The sequence below is a fragment of the Mycobacterium sp. NGS51 genome, assembly GCF_059812525.1.
On record NZ_JCALCV010000007.1, the window covers coordinates 239253 to 259935 of the forward strand.

The 20683-nt window shown below is 64.0% G+C and carries 20 protein-coding genes; 10 read left to right on the plus strand and 10 right to left on the minus strand.

Annotation, left to right across the window (positions count from 1 at the left end):
- Positions 1 to 8: 8 nt before the first annotated feature.
- Genes AC5Y5W_RS11575 through AC5Y5W_RS11590 form a run of 4 tightly spaced genes read right to left on the minus strand, consistent with a single transcriptional unit; the run spans position 9 to position 4447 of the window.
- The gene (locus tag AC5Y5W_RS11575; RefSeq protein ID WP_500009526.1) at positions 9 to 848 is read right to left on the minus strand and encodes an SDR family oxidoreductase; all 840 of its coding nucleotides are present in this window, start codon (positions 846 to 848) and stop codon (positions 9 to 11) included.
- Complete coding sequence (locus tag AC5Y5W_RS11580; RefSeq protein ID WP_500009527.1) at positions 845 to 1975, minus strand: acyl-CoA dehydrogenase family protein; 1131 nt, start codon at positions 1973 to 1975, stop codon at positions 845 to 847. Before AC5Y5W_RS11580 ends, AC5Y5W_RS11575 begins: the two co-directional genes overlap by 4 nt.
- Positions 1976 to 3187: an acyl-CoA dehydrogenase family protein gene (locus tag AC5Y5W_RS11585; RefSeq protein WP_500009529.1), complete on the minus strand. Its 1212-nt coding sequence runs from the start codon at positions 3185 to 3187 to the stop codon at positions 1976 to 1978.
- Between the two features lie 51 nt (positions 3188 to 3238).
- Positions 3239 to 4447 carry an FAD-dependent oxidoreductase gene (locus AC5Y5W_RS11590; RefSeq protein WP_500009530.1) on the minus strand — a complete coding sequence of 403 codons (1209 nt, stop codon included), beginning with the start codon at positions 4445 to 4447 and terminating at the stop codon, positions 3239 to 3241.
- Between the two features lie 109 nt (positions 4448 to 4556).
- Here AC5Y5W_RS11590 and AC5Y5W_RS11595 point away from each other — a divergent pair, with 109 nt between their 5' ends.
- Positions 4557 to 5246: a VldE C-terminal domain-containing protein gene (locus AC5Y5W_RS11595; RefSeq protein WP_500009531.1), complete on the plus strand. Its 690-nt coding sequence runs from the start codon at positions 4557 to 4559 to the stop codon at positions 5244 to 5246.
- A 19-nt stretch (positions 5247 to 5265) separates the two neighbouring features.
- Here the strand turns inward: AC5Y5W_RS11595 and AC5Y5W_RS11600 are convergent, their stop codons facing one another.
- Positions 5266 to 6408, minus strand: coding sequence for a peptidase M42 (locus AC5Y5W_RS11600; protein ID WP_500009532.1), 1143 nt, complete (start codon positions 6406 to 6408; stop codon positions 5266 to 5268).
- A gap of 194 nt (positions 6409 to 6602) precedes the next feature.
- Between AC5Y5W_RS11600 and AC5Y5W_RS11605 the strand changes: the two genes are divergently transcribed.
- The 4 genes from AC5Y5W_RS11605 (at position 6603) to AC5Y5W_RS11620 (ending at position 11394) form a co-directional block, all read left to right on the plus strand.
- Entirely contained in the window at positions 6603 to 7490 is an 888-nt protein-coding gene (locus tag AC5Y5W_RS11605; RefSeq protein WP_500009577.1) for a fructose bisphosphate aldolase, read from the plus strand.
- 72 nt (positions 7491 to 7562) lie between these two features.
- Complete coding sequence (locus AC5Y5W_RS11610) at positions 7563 to 7988, plus strand: hypothetical protein (RefSeq protein WP_500009533.1); 426 nt, start codon at positions 7563 to 7565, stop codon at positions 7986 to 7988.
- Positions 7989 to 8173: 185 nt separating this feature from the next.
- Positions 8174 to 8572: an MmpS family transport accessory protein gene (locus AC5Y5W_RS11615; protein ID WP_500009578.1), complete on the plus strand. Its 399-nt coding sequence runs from the start codon at positions 8174 to 8176 to the stop codon at positions 8570 to 8572.
- 47 nt (positions 8573 to 8619) lie between these two features.
- Positions 8620 to 11394: an MMPL/RND family transporter gene (locus AC5Y5W_RS11620; protein WP_500009579.1), complete on the plus strand. Its 2775-nt coding sequence runs from the start codon at positions 8620 to 8622 to the stop codon at positions 11392 to 11394.
- 14 nt (positions 11395 to 11408) lie between these two features.
- On the opposite strand, the gene AC5Y5W_RS11625 is transcribed toward AC5Y5W_RS11620, so the two are convergent.
- Positions 11409 to 12713, minus strand: coding sequence for a lipase family protein (locus AC5Y5W_RS11625; protein ID WP_500009534.1), 1305 nt, complete (start codon positions 12711 to 12713; stop codon positions 11409 to 11411).
- Between the two features lie 216 nt (positions 12714 to 12929).
- Between AC5Y5W_RS11625 and AC5Y5W_RS11630 the strand changes: the two genes are divergently transcribed.
- A complete protein-coding gene (locus tag AC5Y5W_RS11630) occupies positions 12930 to 13961 on the plus strand; it encodes a fused (3R)-hydroxyacyl-ACP dehydratase subunits HadA/HadB (protein WP_500009535.1) in 1032 nt (343 codons plus the stop codon).
- Positions 13962 to 13996: 35 nt separating this feature from the next.
- Here the strand turns inward: AC5Y5W_RS11630 and AC5Y5W_RS11635 are convergent, their stop codons facing one another.
- Positions 13997 to 14167 (minus strand): hypothetical protein, encoded by a 171-nt coding sequence (locus AC5Y5W_RS11635; RefSeq protein WP_500009536.1) that lies wholly within the window; start codon positions 14165 to 14167, stop codon positions 13997 to 13999.
- A gap of 283 nt (positions 14168 to 14450) precedes the next feature.
- On the opposite strand from AC5Y5W_RS11635, the gene AC5Y5W_RS11640 reads away from it, so the two are divergent.
- Together AC5Y5W_RS11640 and AC5Y5W_RS11645 are read left to right on the plus strand one after the other, a co-directional pair.
- Positions 14451 to 14747 (plus strand): hypothetical protein, encoded by a 297-nt coding sequence (locus AC5Y5W_RS11640; RefSeq protein ID WP_500009537.1) that lies wholly within the window; start codon positions 14451 to 14453, stop codon positions 14745 to 14747.
- Entirely contained in the window at positions 14744 to 15193 is a 450-nt protein-coding gene (locus AC5Y5W_RS11645) for a type II toxin-antitoxin system VapC family toxin (protein ID WP_500009538.1), read from the plus strand. The genes AC5Y5W_RS11640 and AC5Y5W_RS11645 overlap by 4 nt, the downstream gene beginning before the upstream one ends.
- A 245-nt stretch (positions 15194 to 15438) precedes the next feature.
- Here AC5Y5W_RS11645 and AC5Y5W_RS11650 read toward each other — a convergent pair whose 3' ends face one another.
- Positions 15439 to 16197 (minus strand): SCO6745 family protein, encoded by a 759-nt coding sequence (locus tag AC5Y5W_RS11650; RefSeq protein ID WP_500009539.1) that lies wholly within the window; start codon positions 16195 to 16197, stop codon positions 15439 to 15441.
- A gap of 39 nt (positions 16198 to 16236) precedes the next feature.
- Complete coding sequence (locus AC5Y5W_RS11655) at positions 16237 to 17016, minus strand: DUF1906 domain-containing protein (RefSeq protein WP_500009540.1); 780 nt, start codon at positions 17014 to 17016, stop codon at positions 16237 to 16239.
- A 97-nt stretch (positions 17017 to 17113) separates the two neighbouring features.
- Here AC5Y5W_RS11655 and AC5Y5W_RS11660 point away from each other — a divergent pair, with 97 nt between their 5' ends.
- Positions 17114 to 18124, plus strand: coding sequence for a glycoside hydrolase family 6 protein (locus AC5Y5W_RS11660; RefSeq protein WP_500009541.1), 1011 nt, complete (start codon positions 17114 to 17116; stop codon positions 18122 to 18124).
- A 251-nt stretch (positions 18125 to 18375) separates the two neighbouring features.
- Positions 18376 to 19290, plus strand: a complete 915-nt coding sequence (locus AC5Y5W_RS11665) for an MBL fold metallo-hydrolase (protein WP_500009542.1) — start codon at positions 18376 to 18378, stop codon at positions 19288 to 19290.
- A gap of 37 nt (positions 19291 to 19327) precedes the next feature.
- Here the strand turns inward: AC5Y5W_RS11665 and AC5Y5W_RS11670 are convergent, their stop codons facing one another.
- Entirely contained in the window at positions 19328 to 20683 is a 1356-nt protein-coding gene (locus AC5Y5W_RS11670; RefSeq protein ID WP_500009543.1) for a hypothetical protein, read from the minus strand.

Sequence of the window (20683 nt, forward strand, 5' to 3'; positions counted from 1 at the left end):
TTTGCGGTTTAACCGTTTTCGGCTGCCACCCTGGCTCGCTCCTGCATGGACGCGACCACTCCGCCATCGCTGAGGATATCGGTGCCGGTGAGGTAACCGGCTTTGTCGCTCGCGCAGAAGGCCAGCAACTCCGCCATCTCTTCGGGCTTGCCCCACCGCGGCACCGCTGCGTCGGCGACCAGCGCGCCGGCGCCGGCCTGCTCCTCGAGCCGGCCCATCTCGGTGTCGATGGAACCAGGGGAAACCGAAACGATGCGGATGCCCCGGCCGTTGAACCTTTCGGCCTGCAAGGTGGAGTACCACCGGACGAAGCTCTTGCTGATCGCGTACGCCAGACCAGAGCGGGCCTCCTCGGGGACGATGCTGCACACCGACGTCATTTCCGTCATGAAACGGGCTTCATCTTTCAGCGCCAGCGGGAAATGCTGTGTCGGGGTGATGTTTTCGGGCAACAAGTGGGCTGCCATCGACGCCACGTTGACGATTGCGGAGCCTTCATCAGACCTGTGGTAGAAGGCCTCGTTGACGTTCAGCGTGCCGATCGCGTTGGTCCGCATGACGTAGTCGGCATCACCCATGCTGGGGCTGACCCCGGCAGTGTGGATCACTGAGGCGACCGTCCCGAGACCGGATGCGATTTCGAGTAGCTCGGTAACTGCCTGCCGGTCGGTGACGTCACAGTTGACGATCGTGGCTGTGATCCCGAGATCCGTTAACGCGCCGGCCGCGGTCTCCAGCCGGTCCTGTCTGACGTCGCAGAGGACGAGGGTGCGGTCGCGGCCGACGATCTTGGCCGTGGCTACACCCATGCCGCCCCCACCGCCGGTGATCACCGCTACTTGATTCATAGGTGCGCCTTGGTTAGCACGGCGTATCTGGTGATGTGCTGATCGGTGGTTCCGAACTCGTACTGAATTGCGGTGAGCCGCTTGAAGTAGTGCCCGATGGCCAGCTCCTCGGTCATCCCCATTCCGCCGTGCAGCTGCACGGCTTGCTGGCCGATGAACCGTGCCGCCCGGCCGACGGTGGCTTTGCCGGCCGACACTGCGCGGGCACGGGTCGCCTCGTCGGCCTCGAGTTTGAGGATCGCGAGATAGACCGCGGCGACGGACTGCTCGAGTTCCATATACATGTCGACCATCCGGTGCTGCAGCACCTGAAAACTGCCGATCGGCTGGCTGAACTGCTGACGCTGTTTGCAGTATTCGACGGTGTCCGCCAAGACTTTTCGCATGCAGCCAACCGCTTCGGAGCAGATCGCCGCGGCGCCCTCGTCGAGTGCCCGGGCTAAGGAGGGCCCTGCCAGGCCCGGTTCGCCGAGTAGCGCCTCGGACGGCAGCCGCAGATCGTTGAACGTGATGTCGGCTGCGCGGCGGTCGTCAATGGTTCGATACGGATGGACCTCGATACCGACTGAGCCGATATCGGTGAGGAACAACGAGATTCCATCGACGCCCGGTGTGCGGGCGCTGACCAGTAAGTGCGTTGCCAGCGGAGCGGCCACCACCATGATCTTGGAGCCGTTCAATACCCAGCCCTCGCCGTCGGGTTCGGCCTGCGTCGACACCTCCTGCCAGCGATCACCTGAGTCCGGTTCGACGCCGGCTAACGTCACAACCGCGGTGCCGGCAATGATCTTCTCCAGCAGCGCGGTCGCCGCCTGGCCGCCAGCACGGCGCAACAGTCCGCCGGCAACGACGACCGTGTCCACATACGGTTCGACCACCAGTGCATGGCCCAGTGCCTCGCTGATGATCATGAGTTCCACTGGGCCACCGCCGATTCCACCGACGTCCTCGGGCAACGTAGCTCCCAGAATGCCCAGCTCGGTCGCAAAGCCGCGCCAGATAGCGGGCTGCCAACCGGCTCCGGTCTTAGCGGCTTCGCGGCTCTTTTCCAAGGTGTACCGAGCGGCGAGAAACTTCGCGAGGCCGTCGCGCAGCAGTTCCTGCTCGTTGGTCAGATTGAAGTCCATCTACAGTCCCAGTGCCGCCTTGGCGAGGATATTGCGTTGAATTTCGTTGCTGCCGGCGTAGATCGAGCCGGCTCTATCGTTGAAGTACCGCAGCGGTGCTACGGCCTGCCACGGCTCACCGGTTTGGTACCCGTCGGCGGGCGGTTCGAACTCGGCGATCGGACCGCCCGGCGCAGTCACGTGCGGCTGGTAGGCCCGGCCGCGCGGTCCGGCCGCCTCCAGGGCGAGTTCGGTGAGTGCCTGACTGAGTTCGGTGCCCAGAACCTTGAGCATCGACGACGCCGCACCGGGGTTGCGGCCCTCGCCCACGGCGGCGAGCACCCGGTATTCGAGAATCTCCAACACCTCGGCACGGATCCGCGCGTCGGCAAGCTTGCGCATGAAAGCGTCGCCGAGACCGGGTCGGCCCTCGGCCGCTTCGCCAATCTCGTCGGCGCTTATTTGCAGGGCCGGTGCTACCGCGCCGCCGCCGCGCTCGAACTCCAACAGAAACTTGGCAACCGTCCAGCCGTTGTCGATTTCGCCGATGACGTTGGCTTTGGGCACCCGCACCTCGTCGAAGAACACTTGATTTTGGATCTGTTCGCCCGAGGTCATCACCAGTGGGCGAATCTCGATGCCGGGTGAGGCCATGTCGATCAGTACGAACGTGATGCCCTGCTGCTTCTTCTCCAGGCGGGAGGTGCGCACCAGCGCGAACATCCAATTGGCCTCGGCGGCATGGGTGGTCCAGATCTTGCTGCCGGTACACACCAAATCGTCGCCGTCGGCGATGGCGGCCATCGACAGCGCGGCCAGATCCGACCCCGCCTCGGGCTCGGAGTACCCCTGGCAGAAGAACACCTCGCCAGTCAGGATCCGCGGCAGGAAGTAGTCCTTCTGCTCGTCGGTTCCGTACGCGATGATGGCGTGCGCGACCATCCGAATCCCCATCGGGGACAACGACGGTGCACCCGCCAGCGTCGATTCGCGGCTGAAAATGTAGTGCTGGGTCAGACTCCAGTCGCAGCCACCGTATTCGACCGGCCATGCCGGCGCCGCCCAGCCCCGCTCGTGCAGGATCGCCTGCCACGCCATGCTCGCGTCGTGCTCGGCGTAGACGCTGGTCATCAACCGGCCGGCGCGCCGCAACTCCGGAGTTAACTTCTCGTCGAGAAACTGCCGGACCTCATCGCGGAATGCCCGCTCTTCGGTTGACCACTGCAGATCCATGAGTTTCCCGACCGCGACGTCGTATCCGTGTGATGTCCGCGCGAGTCTAGCTCAGGCCGCGTGGGCGTCCGGGGTGCGCACATGCTCGGGGCGGACACCGCGTCCGAAGGTGATCGGTGGGATGAATTGCAACGGGCCCCGACCGACGATCTTCGGGATGCGGATCGGGGATAGATCACCAGTCAAGTTCGGCGCAATTGCCCTGTCCTGAGCGAACACTTGAATAGCCTGGATGATCCGGGTTGGCAGCTCTCGCCGGCGCTGCACTTTCGCGAGATCGGCATTGTTGAGACGGCCGTCGCGCAGCGGTCCGCACAAGATGTTGGCCGCTGCCACCGCATCGGCAACAGCGAGGTTGATGCCAACCCCGCCGATCGGTGACATGGCATGGGCCGCATCGCCGATGCACAGCAGGCCGGTGCGCCACCACGTCTTGAGCCGGTCCACCCGCACGTCGAGTTGACTGGTCTCATCCCAGGATTCAAGGTCGTCGACGTGCTCGCGCAACTGCGGTCGCACCGACACGATGCGTTGCTTGAACGCCTCGAGCGACTCGTCGCGAGGATTCGAACCCTTCGGCATCAGATACGCGATCTGCCAATAGTCGCTGCGGTAGATCAGCGCCATGGTGAAGCCCTTGCGGATGACCCCGTATAGCTCCTCCGGATCGCCGGGGCGCCATTTCAGCCGGAACCAGAGCACGTCCATCGGAGAGTGCGCCGCGGCGACCTCCAGACCGGCCGCGGCCCGCACCGCGGATTTGCGCCCGTCCGCGCCGACCACCAAGTCGGCGTGCACCTCGAGGTCAGGCGTGCGCACCCCGATCACTCGATCGCCATTGAAGATCAAATCTTTGACCTCCGCATTGCGGATCAACGTAAATTCCGGGTAGGCAGAAGCCTTTTCAGCGAGGAAGTCGAGGAAGTCCCATTGGGGCATCAAAGCGATGTAAGGGTGCTTGAAGCCCAGCCGTTTGAGCACACCAAAAGTGCCGAAGGTGCGTATCGAGCCGTCGGTGTCGAAGGCGACACGGTTGACCTTGGTGTGCGGTAACCGCAGGAGCTCATCGACGATGCCAAGCTCATCCATGATGCGCAGGGTGCTCGGATGCACAGTGTCGCCGCGGAAGTCGCGCAGGAAGTCATTGTGCTTCTCCAAGACGACAACCGGAATTCCGGCTCGGGCAAGCAGGAGGGCGTGCACCAGGCCGGCCGGACCGCCGCCGGCCACGCACACCTTGGTCTGGATCGCTCGCGTCATGGTCTGACAGTACTGTTCGTCGGTCGCAACCGTCCCCGCTGTCTTATTGACAACTTGTCATCACGCGAAGATTGCCACGGCGCCTCATATGGCGCACTACAGTGCTTGCGTGGGCGTACGGCTGTTAGCTAACCAGCGGGGCCGATGGCTGGCCCTGGCGGGCTCACTCGTCGTGTTCGGCGGAATGCTGTACGCCCAAGGGACAGAGGCTCCGTGCTGCGCAAAGTCGTCGGCGATCGCACAGACAGACGCCAAACCTGTACAAGGCGCCCCGCCCGCCGCCGGCCACTCAGAGCCGCACATCGCCACTGCCGCTGAGGTCAGTTCGCTGGCGGCCAGCGCGCCCGCCGCTGCCCAGCAATTCGAGTTTGACCTACCCGCCGGCATTGCGCCGGAACAGGGCCTGCAGGTCAAGACCATCTGGGCGGCCCGTGCCATCAGCGTGTTGTTTCCACAGATCACCACCATCGGCGGGTACCGGCAGGATCCCTTGCAATGGCATCCCAACGGGTTGGCGATCGACGTGATGATCCCGAACCATCACACACCCGACGGTATCGAGCTCGGCAACCAGATCGCCGGGTATGCGTTGGCGAATGCCAGACGGTGGGGCGTGCTCCACGTGATCTGGAGGCAGAAGTTTTACCCAGGTATCGGCGCGCCGAGCTGGACGGCAGACTACGGCTCGGAAACCCTCAACCATTACGACCATGTTCATATCGCCACCAACGGCGGCGGATACCCGACCGGGCGGGAAACCTATTCGATCGGATCGATGAGCCCCGCACCGTCGCAGTAATCGTGCTCGACGACGTGCGCTAGTGGCCGTCTCCAGCAGGGTTCAGCACAAAGTCCACGATGATGCCTGCCATGGCGTCAATTGCGCTGCGGGCGATGACTTCATAACCGTGGGTGCTCAGCGTAGGCAGACACAACAACCCCGCCCGCGGTGTCAGCCCGGCCGCCTTGGCGTGGGAGGCGTCGGTTTCGAACGCGCCTAACACCGCGGCCTGAGGATGCAGCCCACGGTCGGTGGCAATCGTCATCAGCCGGTCGGCGACATCCTTGTCGTAGACACACAACGCGTCGCTGTAACCGACGATGGGCCCGCCGGTGACGCTGGTCGCGTACTCCTGCTCGGTAGGCCCGACCTCCAGAGCGAGGGTGAGACTGCCCGGCAGCGCGGCGCTGGCGTAATTGCCGCCCACCCCGCCGATCTCCTCGTTGGTGGTGAACACGAGATAGACGTCGTCGACGGGTCGTCGTCCGGACTCGCGTAGGAGGCGAGCGGCGCGCAGCAGGGCGGTCACCGCGGCGCGGTCGTCGAGGAAGTACGCGCCGACGTAGTCGCCGAACTCGACCAGCGTTCTCTTGCTCCGGTCGACGCACACCCGGGTGCCGGCGCGAACCCCGGCGGCGGCCAGCTCATCGGTGCTGCGGCCGGTGAAGACGTAGACATGCTGCCAATCCAGCGCCTTGTCGCCCTGGTCGGGTTTGGTTTCCCAGATCCGCGGGCTCTCCTTGGTGGTGTGTTCGGAGCCGAGCGTGAGCACCGCGGTAAGGGTTTCCTGGGCGCCGAGCACAGCCACCGGCCCGAGCCCGAAGTTGCCCGGATACATCGTCCCCAACTGCGTCAGGTGCAGCGAGCCGTCGGATTCGACCCGCTTGACGAGCATGGCCAGTTCGTCCATATGGGCCATGACCCGCGTCGCGGGGGTGGGCCCAGCGGTCGAAGCCAACCGGTGACGTTGCTGGTGCGCCGCAGCGTCGTCGTTCGAGCCTTGAGCGGCGCCGATGTAGCCGACCAGGTTCCCGGCGTCGTCGGTCCACATGTCGTCGACGAGGGGTTGCAGCTCGCGGGCGCACACAGCGCGCACCGCCTCTTCTTGGCCGCACGGCCCGTAGGCCCACAGCAGTTCTTGCAGCAGGCCTGCGGTGGAGTCGTCGGCGGACTGTGCCATCGGTTTCCTTTCTGCAACCGCAACGGTATAGGTGCCGCGGCAGGTGCAGAGGGAAGGCGGTTTGCGCGGCTCTCGCAAGTGGTAGCCGCAAAGGCGGCGGCAGGCCATGCTAGAAGGTGGGACCGCACGCGTTCGGCCGGCACCCGTGGGGGTCGCGTCAGACGGCCCGATGCAGAAACGAAGGAAGGACTGCTGTGAACGAAGAGCAACGCAACAGGATGCAGTCAGGGCAGGGCTTCATCGCTGCGCTGGACCAGAGCGGTGGCAGCACCCCCAAAGCTCTGAAGCTGTACGGCGTTGCGGACGACGCGTACGACAACGAAGAGCAGATGTTCGATCTCATCCACGAGATGCGTGAGCGGCTGATGGCAAGTCCGAGCTTCACCGGCGACAAAGTTCTGGCGACCATCCTGTTCGAGCAGACGATGGACCGCAGCATCAACGGCGAGGACACCGCGGCGTTCCTGTGGAAGCAGAAGCGCGTCGTCCCGTTCGTGAAGGTCGACCAAGGACTCAGCGATGCCGAGAACGGTGTGCAGCTGATGAAGCCGATGACCAAGCTCGAGTCGCTACTGGATCGGGCCGTTGACAAGGGCATCTTCGGCACCAAAATGCGTTCGTTCATCCAAGAGCCGAACGAGCAGGGCATCAAGGCCATCGTCGAGCAGCAGTTCGAGTATGGGCACAAGATCGCCGAGCGTGGGCTGATGCCGATCCTGGAGCCCGAGGTGAGCATCAAATGCCCCGACAAGGCCAAAGCGGACAGCCTGCTGGTGGAAGCGCTGCACGCAAAGCTCGACGAGCTGGCGGGCGACGGGCAGGTAATGCTCAAGCTGACTTTGCCGGACGAAAACAACCTCTATACGCCGTTGATCGAGCATCCCCGAGTTCTACGGGTGGTCGCGTTGTCCGGCGGCTACAGCCTCGCCGAAAGCTGCACGATCCTGGCCGAATGTCACCACCTCATCGCGAGCTTCTCCCGAGCGCTGACCGAGGGGCTGACGGTTGACCAGAGCGATGCGGAATTCGACGAGAAGCTCGGATCGAATATCGAGGAGATTTACACCGCCTCACTGACGTAACGGCCGCTGGCGTGGCCGATCGTTCTAAGGTGCGTGGTGCTAAGTTCGACGGCGAAGCGAGGGAGCGGAATCGTGGGTTCGGCGTTGTTTGGTTTTCTGACCATAGTCGCCCTTGCGCTGACATTGGTGTTCGCCGCCTTTGCTGCTGTGTATGTGAGACGGCTGGGGGACCGAGCACCGACTCCGATAAGCGAAGAAGTAGGCAGCGCGAAAGCCGTTCTGCGTAAAGTCCGCAAACGCGAAGCAATGTCGGCCGAGGAATTGGACTTTGCGAAGCAAGTCGCTACTGCTCGTGGCTCCGTGATGGCATTGTGCATCCCCGGCGCTTTGTTCATGGTCGGATGCTTTTATGTGTTCGGCAGTCTCTACCACCTGCACGGAGCGACCCCCTCCGAGCGGACATTTCTCGGGGTGTTTCCCATGTTGGCGTCCATGAACTTCACGACTCAGATTCTCCGCAGCGCAAGGTTGAAACGGCGTCTGCAGAATTCCCGTTGACGCAAGCCACGGCATCTGGCGCGGCCACCAGCAGGCGGCTCTGTCCATTGGGCACATGACCGTCTACTATTTGCGTTGGCGCGAAGCCGGAAGCGGGGGCGAGAAGGCGATGTCCGGACGGGGTCTCGAAAGGTGATGGAGTGAGCCCTCGTTCAGTCGGCAGGACTGTCTTGGCGCGATTCTGGATGCCTTTGGTTACCGTCGTTGCGGTCGGCGCGGGTGCGGTGGCCATGTGGAAGGTGCATCAGTTCTCCGCTCCCCCGCCCGTCATCACCGTCAATGGCCCGGCAGCACCTGAGCAGTTCACCCCCAAACAGCTCACGTATGAGTTGTTCGGCTCCGCCGGCGAGGGCGGGATGCTCGTCTACTTGGACATCGACGGGCATCCGCATCAAATTAGTCTCACGACATTGCCGTGGTCCCACACCGAGACGACGACCCTCACCGTGGTATCGGGCAGCATCTCGGCGCAGGTCCACGGGGGTCAACTCGGCTGCCGAATGCTGGTGAATGGCGTTGTCCGCGATGAACAATCGGATACTCACGCGGACGCGCACGTCATGTGCAGGGTGAAGTCCGCGTGAGCGAGCATCGGGCGCAGTATCGGGCGAGACGACCCTTCGTCCCCAGAATGGTCCGCGTCTTCGCGATACCGATCATCGCTTTTTGGGCCCTGCTCGCCGTGTCGACCAATACCTTCATGCCGCAGGTAGAGCGGGTCGCGGAAGAACTCGCAGGGCCGATGGTCCCGCACTACGCGCCCTCGCAGCGGGCGCTGCTGCGCATCGGCGAGAAGTTCCACGAGTCCGATTCAACCAACTTGACGATGCTCGTGCTGGAAGCCAACCGGCCGTTGGGTGATGCGGATCATCGGTATTACGACGACTTGGTGCGTCGGCTCAAGCAAGACCCCGAGCACGTGCAATACGTGATGGATCTGTGGGGGAAGCCGATCACTGCGGCGGGAGCGCAGAGCGTCGACGGCAAGGCCGCGTACGTTTTGCTGCGTCTTGCGGGCGATATCGGCCAAATGCAGGCGAATGAATCCGTTAACGCCGTTCGGCATATCGTCGCGACGGACACGCCGCCGCCCGGGCTCAAGGCCTATGTCAGCGGCGCGGCTCCGCTCGCCTCGGACACGGTGGCTATTGCCAATTCGAGCTTGAACAACATCACGATTGTGACGATCTTCCTCATCCTCGGGATGTTGCTGCTGGTGTACCGGTCCATCCCTAACCTGCTGGTGCCCCTGCTCGGAGTCCTGATCGAGATGCTGGTCGCGAAGGGGGTTGTCGCAACCCTCGGGCATTTGGGGTACATCGAGCTCTCGTCATTCGCCGTGAATATCGTTGTCGCGCTGACCCTGGGAGCGGGGACCGACTACGGCATCTTCTTGATGGGCCGCTATCACGAGGCGCGGCAGGCCGGCGAAGGCAGGGAGGATGCCTTCTACACCGCCTATAAGAGCGTCACGCCCGTCATCCTTGGCTCGGGGCTGACGATCGCGGGGGCGTGTTTCTGCTTGACTTTCGCGCGCCTCAACTACTTCCACACCATGGGGCCGGCGGTCGCCATCGCCATGGTGTTCAACATCGCGGCAGCGCTGACGCTCGGTCCGGCCTTGTTGACCGTGGGCAGCCTTTTCGGACTGTTCGACCCGAGAGGGAAGGCCAAGGCGCAGCTGTACCGGCGGATCGGCACGAGCGTGGTGCGGTGGCCGGTGCCGGTCCTCGCGGCCAGTGCCGCTGCCGTCGTGTTCGGGGCGATCTTCGTGCCGACGTACCGGCAGAACTACGACGACCGTCAGTACCAACCGCACAGTGCCCCCGCCAATCAGGGTTTCGCGGCGGCGGATCGGCACTTCCCCAAGAGCAAGCTGTTCTCCGAGATGCTGATGATCGAGACGGATCATGACATGCGGAACTCAGCTGACTTCATCTCGTTAGACCGGGTGGCCAAGAGCCTCATTCGGCTTCCCGGCGTCGCGATGGTGCAAAGCATCACCAGACCCTTGGGCCGACCATTGGAACACGCCACGCTCCCCTACTTGTTCACCACGCAGGGCAGCGGGAACGGTCAACAGCTTCCGTTCAACAAGCAGCAAAACGCCAATACCGACCAGCAGGCAGCGATCACGACACACTCTGTCGAAGTCTTGCGCAAAGAGATCGTGTTCTTCCAGAGGATGTCGGATGAGCTGCACAAGACGGTGCTCACCGTCGAGGATTTGCAACAGATCACCGACGAGATGAATTCGGAAATCTCAAATCTCGACGACTTCTTCCGGCCGATCAAGAGCTATTTCTACTGGGAGAAGCACTGTTTCGACATTCCCATCTGCTGGGCATTCAGATCACTCTTCGATGGGCTCGACAACATCGACCACCTGGCTGCTGACATCAAGGACGCCAGAACCTCCCTCGAGGCCCTAGACAGGCTCTTGCCGCAAGTCATCACACAGCTGAAACTCACTGCCGACGACTCGGAGGCGTTGGCCGCTCTTTTAGTCAGCAGCTACGGCCAGTCGTCTCTACAGTCCACCCAGACTGACCAGACATTCGACGACTTGGTCAATGTGGGGCTTGATTTCGATCGTTCCCGCAGCGATGACTTCTTTTACATCCCGCGAGAAGGTTTCGACAATGAAGATGTCAAAACCGGTATGGCGCTTTTGATGTCGCCGGACGGCGAGGCTGCTCGCTTCATCGTCACCCACGAGGGCAACGCGATGGGGCCTGAAGGGGTGCAGCATGTCGAACAGTTCCCCACAGCGATCACCACGGCGCTGAAAGAGACCTCGTTGGCCGGGGCGAGAGTTTATATCGGCGGGTCTGGATCCAACGACAAGGACATCAAGGAGTACGCCGCCTCGGATCTGCTGATCGTGGCGATCGCGGCGTTCGTGCTGATCTTCTTGATCATGTTGTTTCTGACGCGAAGTCTGATGGCCGCCTTGGTGATTCCCGGCACCGTGGCCTTCTCGTACGCCGGAGCGTTCGGGCTCTCCATCCTCGTCTGGCAGCACCTCATCGGTCTGTCCCTGCACTGGTTGATACTGCCGCTGACGTTCATCATCCTGGTGGCGGTGGGTTCGGACTACAACCTTCTGTTGATTATTCGTGTCAAAGAGGAGCTTCACGCCGGATTGAATACCGGTCTGATCCGTGCGCTCGGAAGCACCGGTGGTGTGGTGACATCCGCAGGGTTGGTATTTGCGTTCACGATGCTGGCAATGCTCACAAGCGATCTCAGAACGATCGGTCAGGTGGGTTCGACGGTATGCATCGGCTTGCTGCTCGACACGTTGATCGTGCGTTCGTTTGTCGTACCGTGCATCGTCAGAATCCTCGGACCGTGGTTCTGGTGGCCGACGCTGGTGCGTTCCCGCCCGCTGCCGCAGCGGTGAGGCCGGCCGCGTGGTCACCGCCCGACGACGACCTTCGCCGTGACGACGCCCAGCTTGAGCATGCCGAACCAGGTTGAGGGGTTGAGCAGCGTCGGCCACGCCGTACGCGCGCGATCTTTGCTCACGTTCTGCCCGTCGAATCGGTCACGCAGCCATCCCAGCGCCATGGGAGCAGACAGCGGATGCAGCAGCAAGTGGCCGCAGAACCGGTCCCGGTGATAGGTGATCGCGGCTCCCGCTTCCTGGTAGAACGCGACGAGCTTGTCGATGGCGTCGACGCTGATGATGCGGTCATGCACCGCCTGCACGACCAGCACCGGAGGGCGAGGAACGAACTGGCCTAACTTGGTCGCATCAAAGACGTCTCGCACGTCGGGCAAATCCCAAAGCTCTTCGGCAGACATATCGACGTATGACCCGATGTCGGTGCCGCGCAGACGCCAGACGGCCTGCGCTGTTGTCATCGAGTGGAGCTCGTCGAGCAATTTCTTGCCCTCGTCACTGGCGTGTTCGTCGACGACACGTTGCGCGCCGGGAAAGACGTGCGTCAACGCCGCAATCATCAGCGCGGCCAGGCCGGCGAAGAAGGTGCCGTTGAGGTGGCGTGCAACGTTGCCGCAGTCACCGACCGGTGACCCGAGTACCGCGCCGACAATGTTGAGCTCTGGAGCGTAATCCGCGTTGTGTTCGGCGGCCCACGCCGAGGCGAGTCCGCCGCCGGAGTAACCCCACAGGGCGATGGGAGCTGCCGGTGACAAGCCCAACCGGTCACAGTGCAACGCCGCGCGGAGGCCGTCGAGAATCCGGAAGCCCGGCTCATGGGGTGCGCCCCACATCCCGTGGCATCCTTCGTGGTCGGGCACCGACACCGCCCACCCTTCCGCCAGCGCGGCGGCGACAAGCAGGTATTCGGACTGCACGAATGCTCCGATCGGCTTCGCGCCGCAGCGCAGAGCGTATGACGGAAAACATTGTGGGTTCACCGCGTCGATTGCGCATTGATACGACAACACCGGGCAGACGCGCCCCGGATCGCGTTGTTCAGGAAGCAGAACGGTAGTCACCGCGGCTTCGGGCTCCCCGTGCAAGTCGGTGCTGCGATAAAGCAGCTGCGTGGCACGCACCCGCTGAGGGATAACGCCGAGAAACCCCAGCTCTACGTCGCGGGACCGCAGCAGATCTCCGGGGCTTGCATCTTGATAGCCCGGCGGCGGTTGATAGAACGGGTCTTCGTCGGGCACCCGCAGCGGGGCGTCACGGCGAAGCTTCTCGTAGGGCACATCGGGTGCCGCCTGAGCTGCAGTGAAGTTGTCGCTCATCGCCAACCGCTCCCCCTCGCGCGGACGGCGTGCTGGCCATCCGAGTAGTTACCGCGGGCTACCCGTGAACGGCTGTTCGCTAAACGTCACGCCGAGCGGCGGGTGGCCTGACTCGCCACCGGCGAAGCGCGGCGGCGTGTACCGCTACGGTGTCCGGGCGTTAGTGTGCTGTGGTCGGCCTCCGCGAACCAGCCGATAGAAAAGTTGGGCGAATTCATGACCGCAGCAGCAGAGGCGTCGGTAATCGAATCCCGGGTCGGCCACTACTACCAGATGGATGGCACCTACCTGGTCGGCCGCGAAAAGCTACGCGAATACGCCCGCGCAGTGCAGGACTACCATCCCGCCCACTGGGATACCGCCGCCGCCGCGGAATTGGGATATTCGGACCTGGTGGCGCCACTGACGTTCACCTCGGCCCCCGGCATGACCTGCAATCGCCGCATGTTCGAATCGGTGGTCGTCGGTTACGACACCTACATGCAAACCGAAGAAGTCTTCGAACAGCACCGCCCCATCGTGGCCGGCGACGAACTGCACGTCGACGTTGAACTGACCTCGGTACGCAGAATCGCCGGCAGAGACCTAATCACGGTGACCAACACCTTCACCGATACCGCCGGCGAGCGGGTGCACACCTTGCACACCACCGTCGTCGGTGTCACCGCCGAAGATGTCGATCCGGCGATCAAAACCGCGGTACACAACGCGATGATGCACGACGTCGACATTTTCGCCGTCGGTGAATCCGATGACGCGTACCAGAAGACGGTGCGTCCTGAGGGGGAATTTCGCATCACCGACGGAGGCATGACCCGCACGCCGGGAACGCCATCGTTCGACGACGTGGCGGTTGGCGACGAGCTACCGGTGCGCCATACGCGACTGTCCCGCGGCGACTTGGTGAACTATGCCGGTGTGGCCGGCGACGCCAACCCGATTCACTGGGACGAGGACATCGCCAAGCTGGCCGGGTTGCCCGATGTGATCGCCCACGGAATGCTCACCATGGGTCTGGGTGCGGGATTCGCTTCCGCATGGTCGGGCGACCCCGGTGCGGTTACCCGCTACGCGGTGCGACTGTCGGCGCCCGCGATCGTGTCAGCCGCCGAGGGAGCAGACATCGAATTCAGCGGCCGGATCAAGTCGCTGGATCCGGCGACGCGCACCGGTGTCGTCATCGTCGCCGCGAAGTCCGCCGGCCGGAAGATCTTCGGCCTGGCGACATTGCATGTCCGCTTCCGCTGACCTGGGACCTGGCGGCGGCGGTCGACGACGAGGCGCTATCCGTGTTGGTGGGCGTCGTGCTCGGGACACATCGCGGCGTCGCGCAAGGCCAGGACGAGAAGTTCCTGCAGCAGCGCCCCGTCGTGTCCGGGGTTGAATCTCGCGCGGTCTCGGTGGCGCCGCTTCTTCTGCTTGGCGGTCCGGTTCTCGCGGTTGCGTCGGCTCATGCTGGGAGTCTGGCGGCAGGGTCCGACAGCTTGAGCTAGGCGCGCATGCCGCTCGCGGGAGCCAACCCGCCATGATTTTCCCTTCCTGCCGATGAAGGAGATTCGACGAGCTGAGGCGACTCGTCCGTCAGTCCACGAATCGGTAGGCGACGTCAAGTGAGCGGTAAGTGCGCACGGCTCGACAGTCAGGGTGAGCAACGTGCGGCGATTGGCGACGGCGGCCTGACCGAGGGGACGTCATAGACCGATCCGCCGCGTGAGTCATGACTGCTATCATGCATTCATGACTCAGGTGACCTGGCGTGCTCCCGACGAGCTTGTCGAGCGAGTACGCCAAGTGGCGTCGCGACGTGGCTGGAGTCTCAACGAATACCTCACCCAATTGGCTCGCGCTGCGACGGACCCTGCTCTCGCCGGGGACGATGTCGACCGGCTTCGTGAGCGCCTTGCGCTGGCTGGGCTGCTGGTCGAAGCCGGACAACGGCGCGTCCGGCCGGATCGCGATGCCGTGGCCCGCGCGCGGAGGGCCGCGGGTGAGGGCACTGCGTTGTCCCGCCTGGTCATACGTGATCGGGGGTGAGCGCTGGTGTCTTTGCCGACTCTTCCGCGCTGGTCAAGTTGTACGCCGACGAGCAGGAATCCGATGACGTCAGGAAACTGTCGCACCTGGTAGTCAGCCAGCTGGCTCGCGTCGAGGTTCCCGCAGCGCTTTGGCGGAAGCATCGTATGGGCGAACTCGCGGCAACCGATGCCGCGGTCCTCGTCGCCGACTTCGAAGCGGACTATTTCGGTGACATCGACGGGCCGCCGCGGTTCTCGGTTGTTGCGGTCACCGTAGCCGTCATCGATGCTGCCGCACACTTCGTGGGTGTGCACGGGCTGCGGGCATACGGCGCGATGCAACTCGCGAGTGCCATGTCTGTGGCCGACGCGGTGCCGGACGGTGTCGACTTCCTCGCCTACGACAGTGCGCTCAGCGCAGCTGCCGCAGCCGAAGGATTGAGGATCCCCGCGGTGCGCCGATGATTATTGCCTGGTGATCACAGCCAGGCCCCTGGCGGGTCTGTACAGGACGCGAGAGCGCCCGCCCGGTGTCGCAGTCACTGACACTCATTGTGTTGCAACGCCTTACACCTGACTGCACTACGGTTTGTCTCACGAAACGTTTCAATTACTACGATCTGGCAATCGGGCACTTGCTGGAGAGGAACACAACCCTTTCCATCCGCCCGACGTTTAGGTTTAGGTTTAGGGACGGCCGCTCAGTCGGGTCAGCCCGGGACGTTAGCCTGCAACGACGTCAGCGCATCGGTGCTCAGCCGGGCTAACTCCTCGGCCTCGGCCGGGTCGAGAGCGGCCGCGAAGATCTCCGCCATCCGCCGGTTGGTCGCCTGCTCGATCTCTCCGTAGCGGTCTTTCTTCTCCGCGCCGTCGGCGAACGGTTCGGCAAAGCCAAACATCATGGTGTACTGAGGCCCCTTGTTGAGCATGTGTGCCTCGACCGGGGTGATTCCGGAGATGGTGAGCGCGTTGAAGTGCACCCCAGCGCGCAGTTCCCGCAGCACGAACATCACCTGCAGCGCCCGGGCGGCGGCATCGTCGGCCAACGGCATCGCGCGCCAGCCGGCGAACAACGGCAACCCCGCAATCGGCGTCGCTGCGATGATCTTCTCCCCCAACGCGGCGATGCGATCCAACCCCTGCGCGCCGGACAGGTACTTGCGTGCAAACCCTGCGGCTTGGTCCGAATACAGTTGCGCTGCAGCGGCGGCGCCGCGCACCGCGACGCCTTCCTCCCACATCGCACTCAACGTGTTCGGTTCGAACACCGCAAACACCGCACTGACAGTGTCGCCGGTGACCTCGCCCAGCACTCCCCCGCGGCCGGCGACGTAGCCCGCCAATGGGTTCTGGTAGCCGGCCGCGACGCTCTCACCCAAGGTTTCGGGATGCAGCATGAAAACCGCGACGGCTTGCTCCATCGCCGCTCCCGCGGTCGCGGCAGCATCCAACATGTCGGTGTCGCTCATGGCCTGGGCTCCTCCTCGGTATCGGTGTGCTCGTCGTGATCAGCGGGCGAGGTCCCACTGACCGAAATCGGTTGCGAGGACGTCGTTCACGTCGACGTGCACGCCGTCGATCGTAAGACCCGGGTCGGATGCGGTGACGACTTCGCGCTGGAACAGCACTGCCGCGGGCTCGCGTTCGCCCCCCGACCACCCCTTCGTCTGCCACGCCCACCGATACCCCGGAGTGGTCGAAGCTCCGATGACCCCGTCGGTGATCGCCCAGGCGCACTGGCGAACACCGCCATAGATCCCCGTGCGATCTACCCCCAACACCGAGTTGATTCCACGAAACCATTCGACCGCCAGGCTTTTCCATGTTTTGGGATCGACATCCTCATCGACGCTGAAAAAGATCGGCGCCGACTTTGGCCCACCGGCGGCGGTGTGCAGTTTCAACGCGGTCTGGGCGTCGGCCACACCCCCGTCGTAGCCACGGGTGAAATCCGATGGCGTCGGCCATCCCGGCTTGCCGAACTGGTAGCAGCTGACGATCTGCAGCCCGGCCGCCCGGAGCCGGTCTGCATAGTCGCGGGTGACCGGCTTGAAATCAAAGTCGGCGCCCGGCCGCGACTCGGAAACGTAGACCAATGCCCCGTCGAGGCCCGCCGACTTGATCTGCTCGGGCTGGACTAACCGCTCTGCGAAATCGACGAGCTGCAGACCCTCGGCAGCAGCCCTCGGTGTGCCGAGCGTCGCGCCGAGGGCGCCGGGAACGGCCAGCGTCGGCGCGAACAGCGCCGCATACCTGAGGACATCGCGCCGGGATGCGGGTCTCGTCACAACTGGGAGCGTATCCGCGCTTTGCGGAGTTAGTTCGCCGATGGCCGTTCGTCGGGCCGGTTTGTCGTCCATTTTTTGAGAGCGCTAATTTCCTGGGGTGATGTCTTCAGCTGCTAGTGCGGTCGCGCGGTGGATCACCCCTTTCCTGATGGTTGCGGCCGTTGCCGGCCCAGGTCTCGTTGCCGGCCCAGGTCTCGTTGCCGACCCGGTGCAGGCCCCGCCGATGCGCCTGGTCAATGGCGCGAACCCGCTGGACGGCAAGCCCTTCTATGTTGATCCCGCGTCGAAGTCGATGCGCGCCGCCAAAGGCGCCAATCCGCCCAATGCAGAGCTGATCGCCATCGCGAACACGCCGCACGCCTACTGGATGGACCAGGCGTCTACTCCCGGTGTGGACGCGAAGTACATCGCTACCGCGCAGGCTGCCGGCGCCGTACCGATCCTGGCACTGTATGGAATCCCGCATCGCGACTGCGGAAGCTTCGCAGCGGGAGGGTTCGGGTCGGCAGCTGCCTACCGCGGGTGGATCGACGGCGTCGCCTCCGCCGTCGGTACTGGACCCGCGGCGATCATCCTCGAGCCCGATGCGCTGGCCATGGCCGACTGCTTGTCGGCCGATCAGCGCCAGGAGCGCTTCGATCTGATCCGCTATGCCGTCGACACCCTGACCAGCAACCCAGCCTCGGCCGTCTACGTCGACGCCGGTCACTCACGTTGGGTGAGCGCCGAGGAGATGGCCGCCAGGCTCAACCAGGTCGGCGTGACTAAGGCGCGGGGTTTCAGCCTCAACACCGCGAACTTCTTCACCACCGATGAGGAGATCGGTTACGGCGAGGCGATTTCGGGGATGACGAACGGGTCGAACTACGTGATCGACACGTCGCGCAACGGCGCCGGACCAGCCGACGGCGAACTGTCTTGGTGTAACCCGACCGGCCGAGCCCTGGGTACCCCGCCCACCACGGCGACGGGCGGCGCGCACGCCGACGCCTATTTATGGGTCAAACGTCCGGGTGAGTCCGACGGGTCGTGCGGCCGCGGGGAACCCCAGGCAGGCACCTTCGTCAACCAGTACGCGATCGATCTCGCCCGCAACGCCGGCCATTAGGGGCTTGCGCGTCTTTGCTTGAGGCGCGGAAGCGCGTCCGAAATCTGGGCCACAGAGTGGCGCCGCGTCGCACCTTCAGCCCAGGAAACTACGCCCCGCCGCGGCCTGGACTACGCATTTTCCAGGGTGCGCCGAACTGCTGCGCCGCGCGATGCTCATCCAGTGCGATCTAGACCGGCATGCGTTCCCCACGCGGCGCCCACCGATCGGTGTGGCCGTCGTTCCGCATATCAACGATCGAGGAGAACACAATGAGCTTGGACAACGCCTTATCCGTTGGTACACGAGGGCTCGACGACTTGGTTCCGTCGCGCTACGCAGTCCAGGTCGGCGACATTGAAGTGCTGGTGATCAGCGACGGCGTGTTACCGATTCCGGCTGCGACCATGGCCATCAACGCCGACAAGGCCGACCTGACGGACTGGCTGACCGGCATGTTCCTGCCGCCGGATGTCATCGACTGGCCGCTGAACGTGGTGGTAGTGCGCAGCGGCGGCCGAACAATCCTTGTCGACGCTGGTCTAGGCGTAGAGTTTCCGGACTTTCCGCGGGCGGGGCAGACGGTGCACCGATTGGAGGCGGCGGGCATCGATCCCTCATCGGTGACCGACGTGGTGCTGACCCACTTGCACATGGACCACGTTGGTGGCCTACTCACCGACGGGCTAAAGGCGCGACTGCGTCCGGACCTGCGGATCCACGTGGCGGCCGCCGAGGCCGAGTTCTGGGAGTCGCCCGATTTCTCCCGCACCCACATGCCGCCGCCGGTGCCAGATGCGCTTCGGTCGATCGCCTCGCGGTTCTTGGCTGGGTACCGCAGCCAACTGCGTCCATTCGAGACGGAGTACGAGGTGGCGCCGGGAGTGCTCATCTGCCGAACCGGCGGTCACACTCCAGGACACAGCGTCGTCCGCCTGGCCTCCGGCGGCGACCGACTGACATTCGCCGGCGACGCAATTTTTCAGGTCGGGTTCGAGAACCCTGAGTGGCACAACGGATTCGAACACGACCCCCAGGAGGCCGCTCGCGTCCGGGTGCGCCTATTGCGCGAGCTGGCGTCGACAGGCGAGTCGCTGGTAGCCACCCACCTGCCGTTCCCGTCTGTGTGTCGGGTGGCGGTCGCTGGCAACGCTTTTCGGTGCGTACCGACCGTCTGGGATTACTGACGGCCCGGCAAGGGCGCGCTGGTGACTCGAAGCATCGTTACCAATTCGTCAGGATGAAGTGGTTGATCGCCAGCGCGCCTAGAACGTTGGTGGCCAGCCACCAGCGGTGTGTTGACCGGGGCAGCAAGGCTGGCGTTGCGGTCAGCCACACGGTGAATGGCAACCAGATGCGCTCGGTTTCGGCCTTGCTCAGCATGCTCAGGTCTGCGCACACAATGGCGATGATGACAGCCAGCGCCACGAGATGCAGCCCGCTGCGGCGCGCAATCGCCGACATGTCGAAGACCCGGCTTATCCCGGCCACGCTGCCGAGGCCGATCGCGCACACGACCGACGCCAGATTCGCCCAGCTCCAATATTGAAACGGGCGGTTCTTCGCAATACCCTGCCAATAGCGTTGCTGCACAAGGGTATAGCCATCGAACCACCAGAAGCCCGCCATCGCGAATGCTACGACGACTACGGCCGCGGCGCCTGCCGCGGCGGTGAACGCTCTCCGCGCCGCCCGTCGGCCATTGACCGCGATGAGTACCGCCAGCGCCGGCAGCCCGATGAGCAGCAACCCGTAATTGAGGAAGATCGCCCAGCCCAGTAGCAGCCCCGCGCCGATCGCGGCGAGAGTTGGCCGTCGCACAGTCCGGCTGGCCGCCAGCGCCAGCAGGGCAACGCCCCAGGCGGCGACACCGGCAAAATACGCGTCTGCCGACACCGCAATCCAGATCGCGGTCGGCGCTACCGCGACAAACGGTGCGGCCGACCGCGCCGTTGTCTCATCGGAGACGGCGCGCACGGCGACGATCACCGCGCTCGCCGCGCTCGACCCGACCATTACGCAGAATGCACCCGCCCACGCGCCGCCGCCCAGTCCGATGCGGTCGAGCCACACGAAGGAAAGCAGCGCCCCGGGCGGGTGTCCGGACACATGGGTGATCCAGGAATGGGGCTGGTAGTCGACGATGCGCGCCGAGAAGGTCCGCAACATCTCGGGGATGTCGGTGATCGTCGACACTTGCCGCAGATATTCGTGGCGAGCGGTCAGCCGGCCGGCGAAGCCGAGCTTCCACCCGTCGATCATCGCCAGCGAGAACGCCCATGCGCCGGATGTGGCCCAGGTCGTGAAAGTGAGGGCCCGCCATGACATTCGTTGTGCTAGATCGGGGCCTGAGACGACGGTGGCCGCGCCGATGACCAGAGCTGCAATGCTGCCCCAGCCGACATGGGCCTTCCACCACCCGAAAATCGGTGCGGTGTCAGCAAAATCGTGGATCGCCCGCGGTGTGCTGTGGATCAGCGGGGCGACGCCGCCCAAGCCCAGATGTGGCACCACGAATGCCGTCACAACCAGTGCGGCGCCCAGCGACACCGCGGCGACTTCGCGGCGCTCGATTCTCAC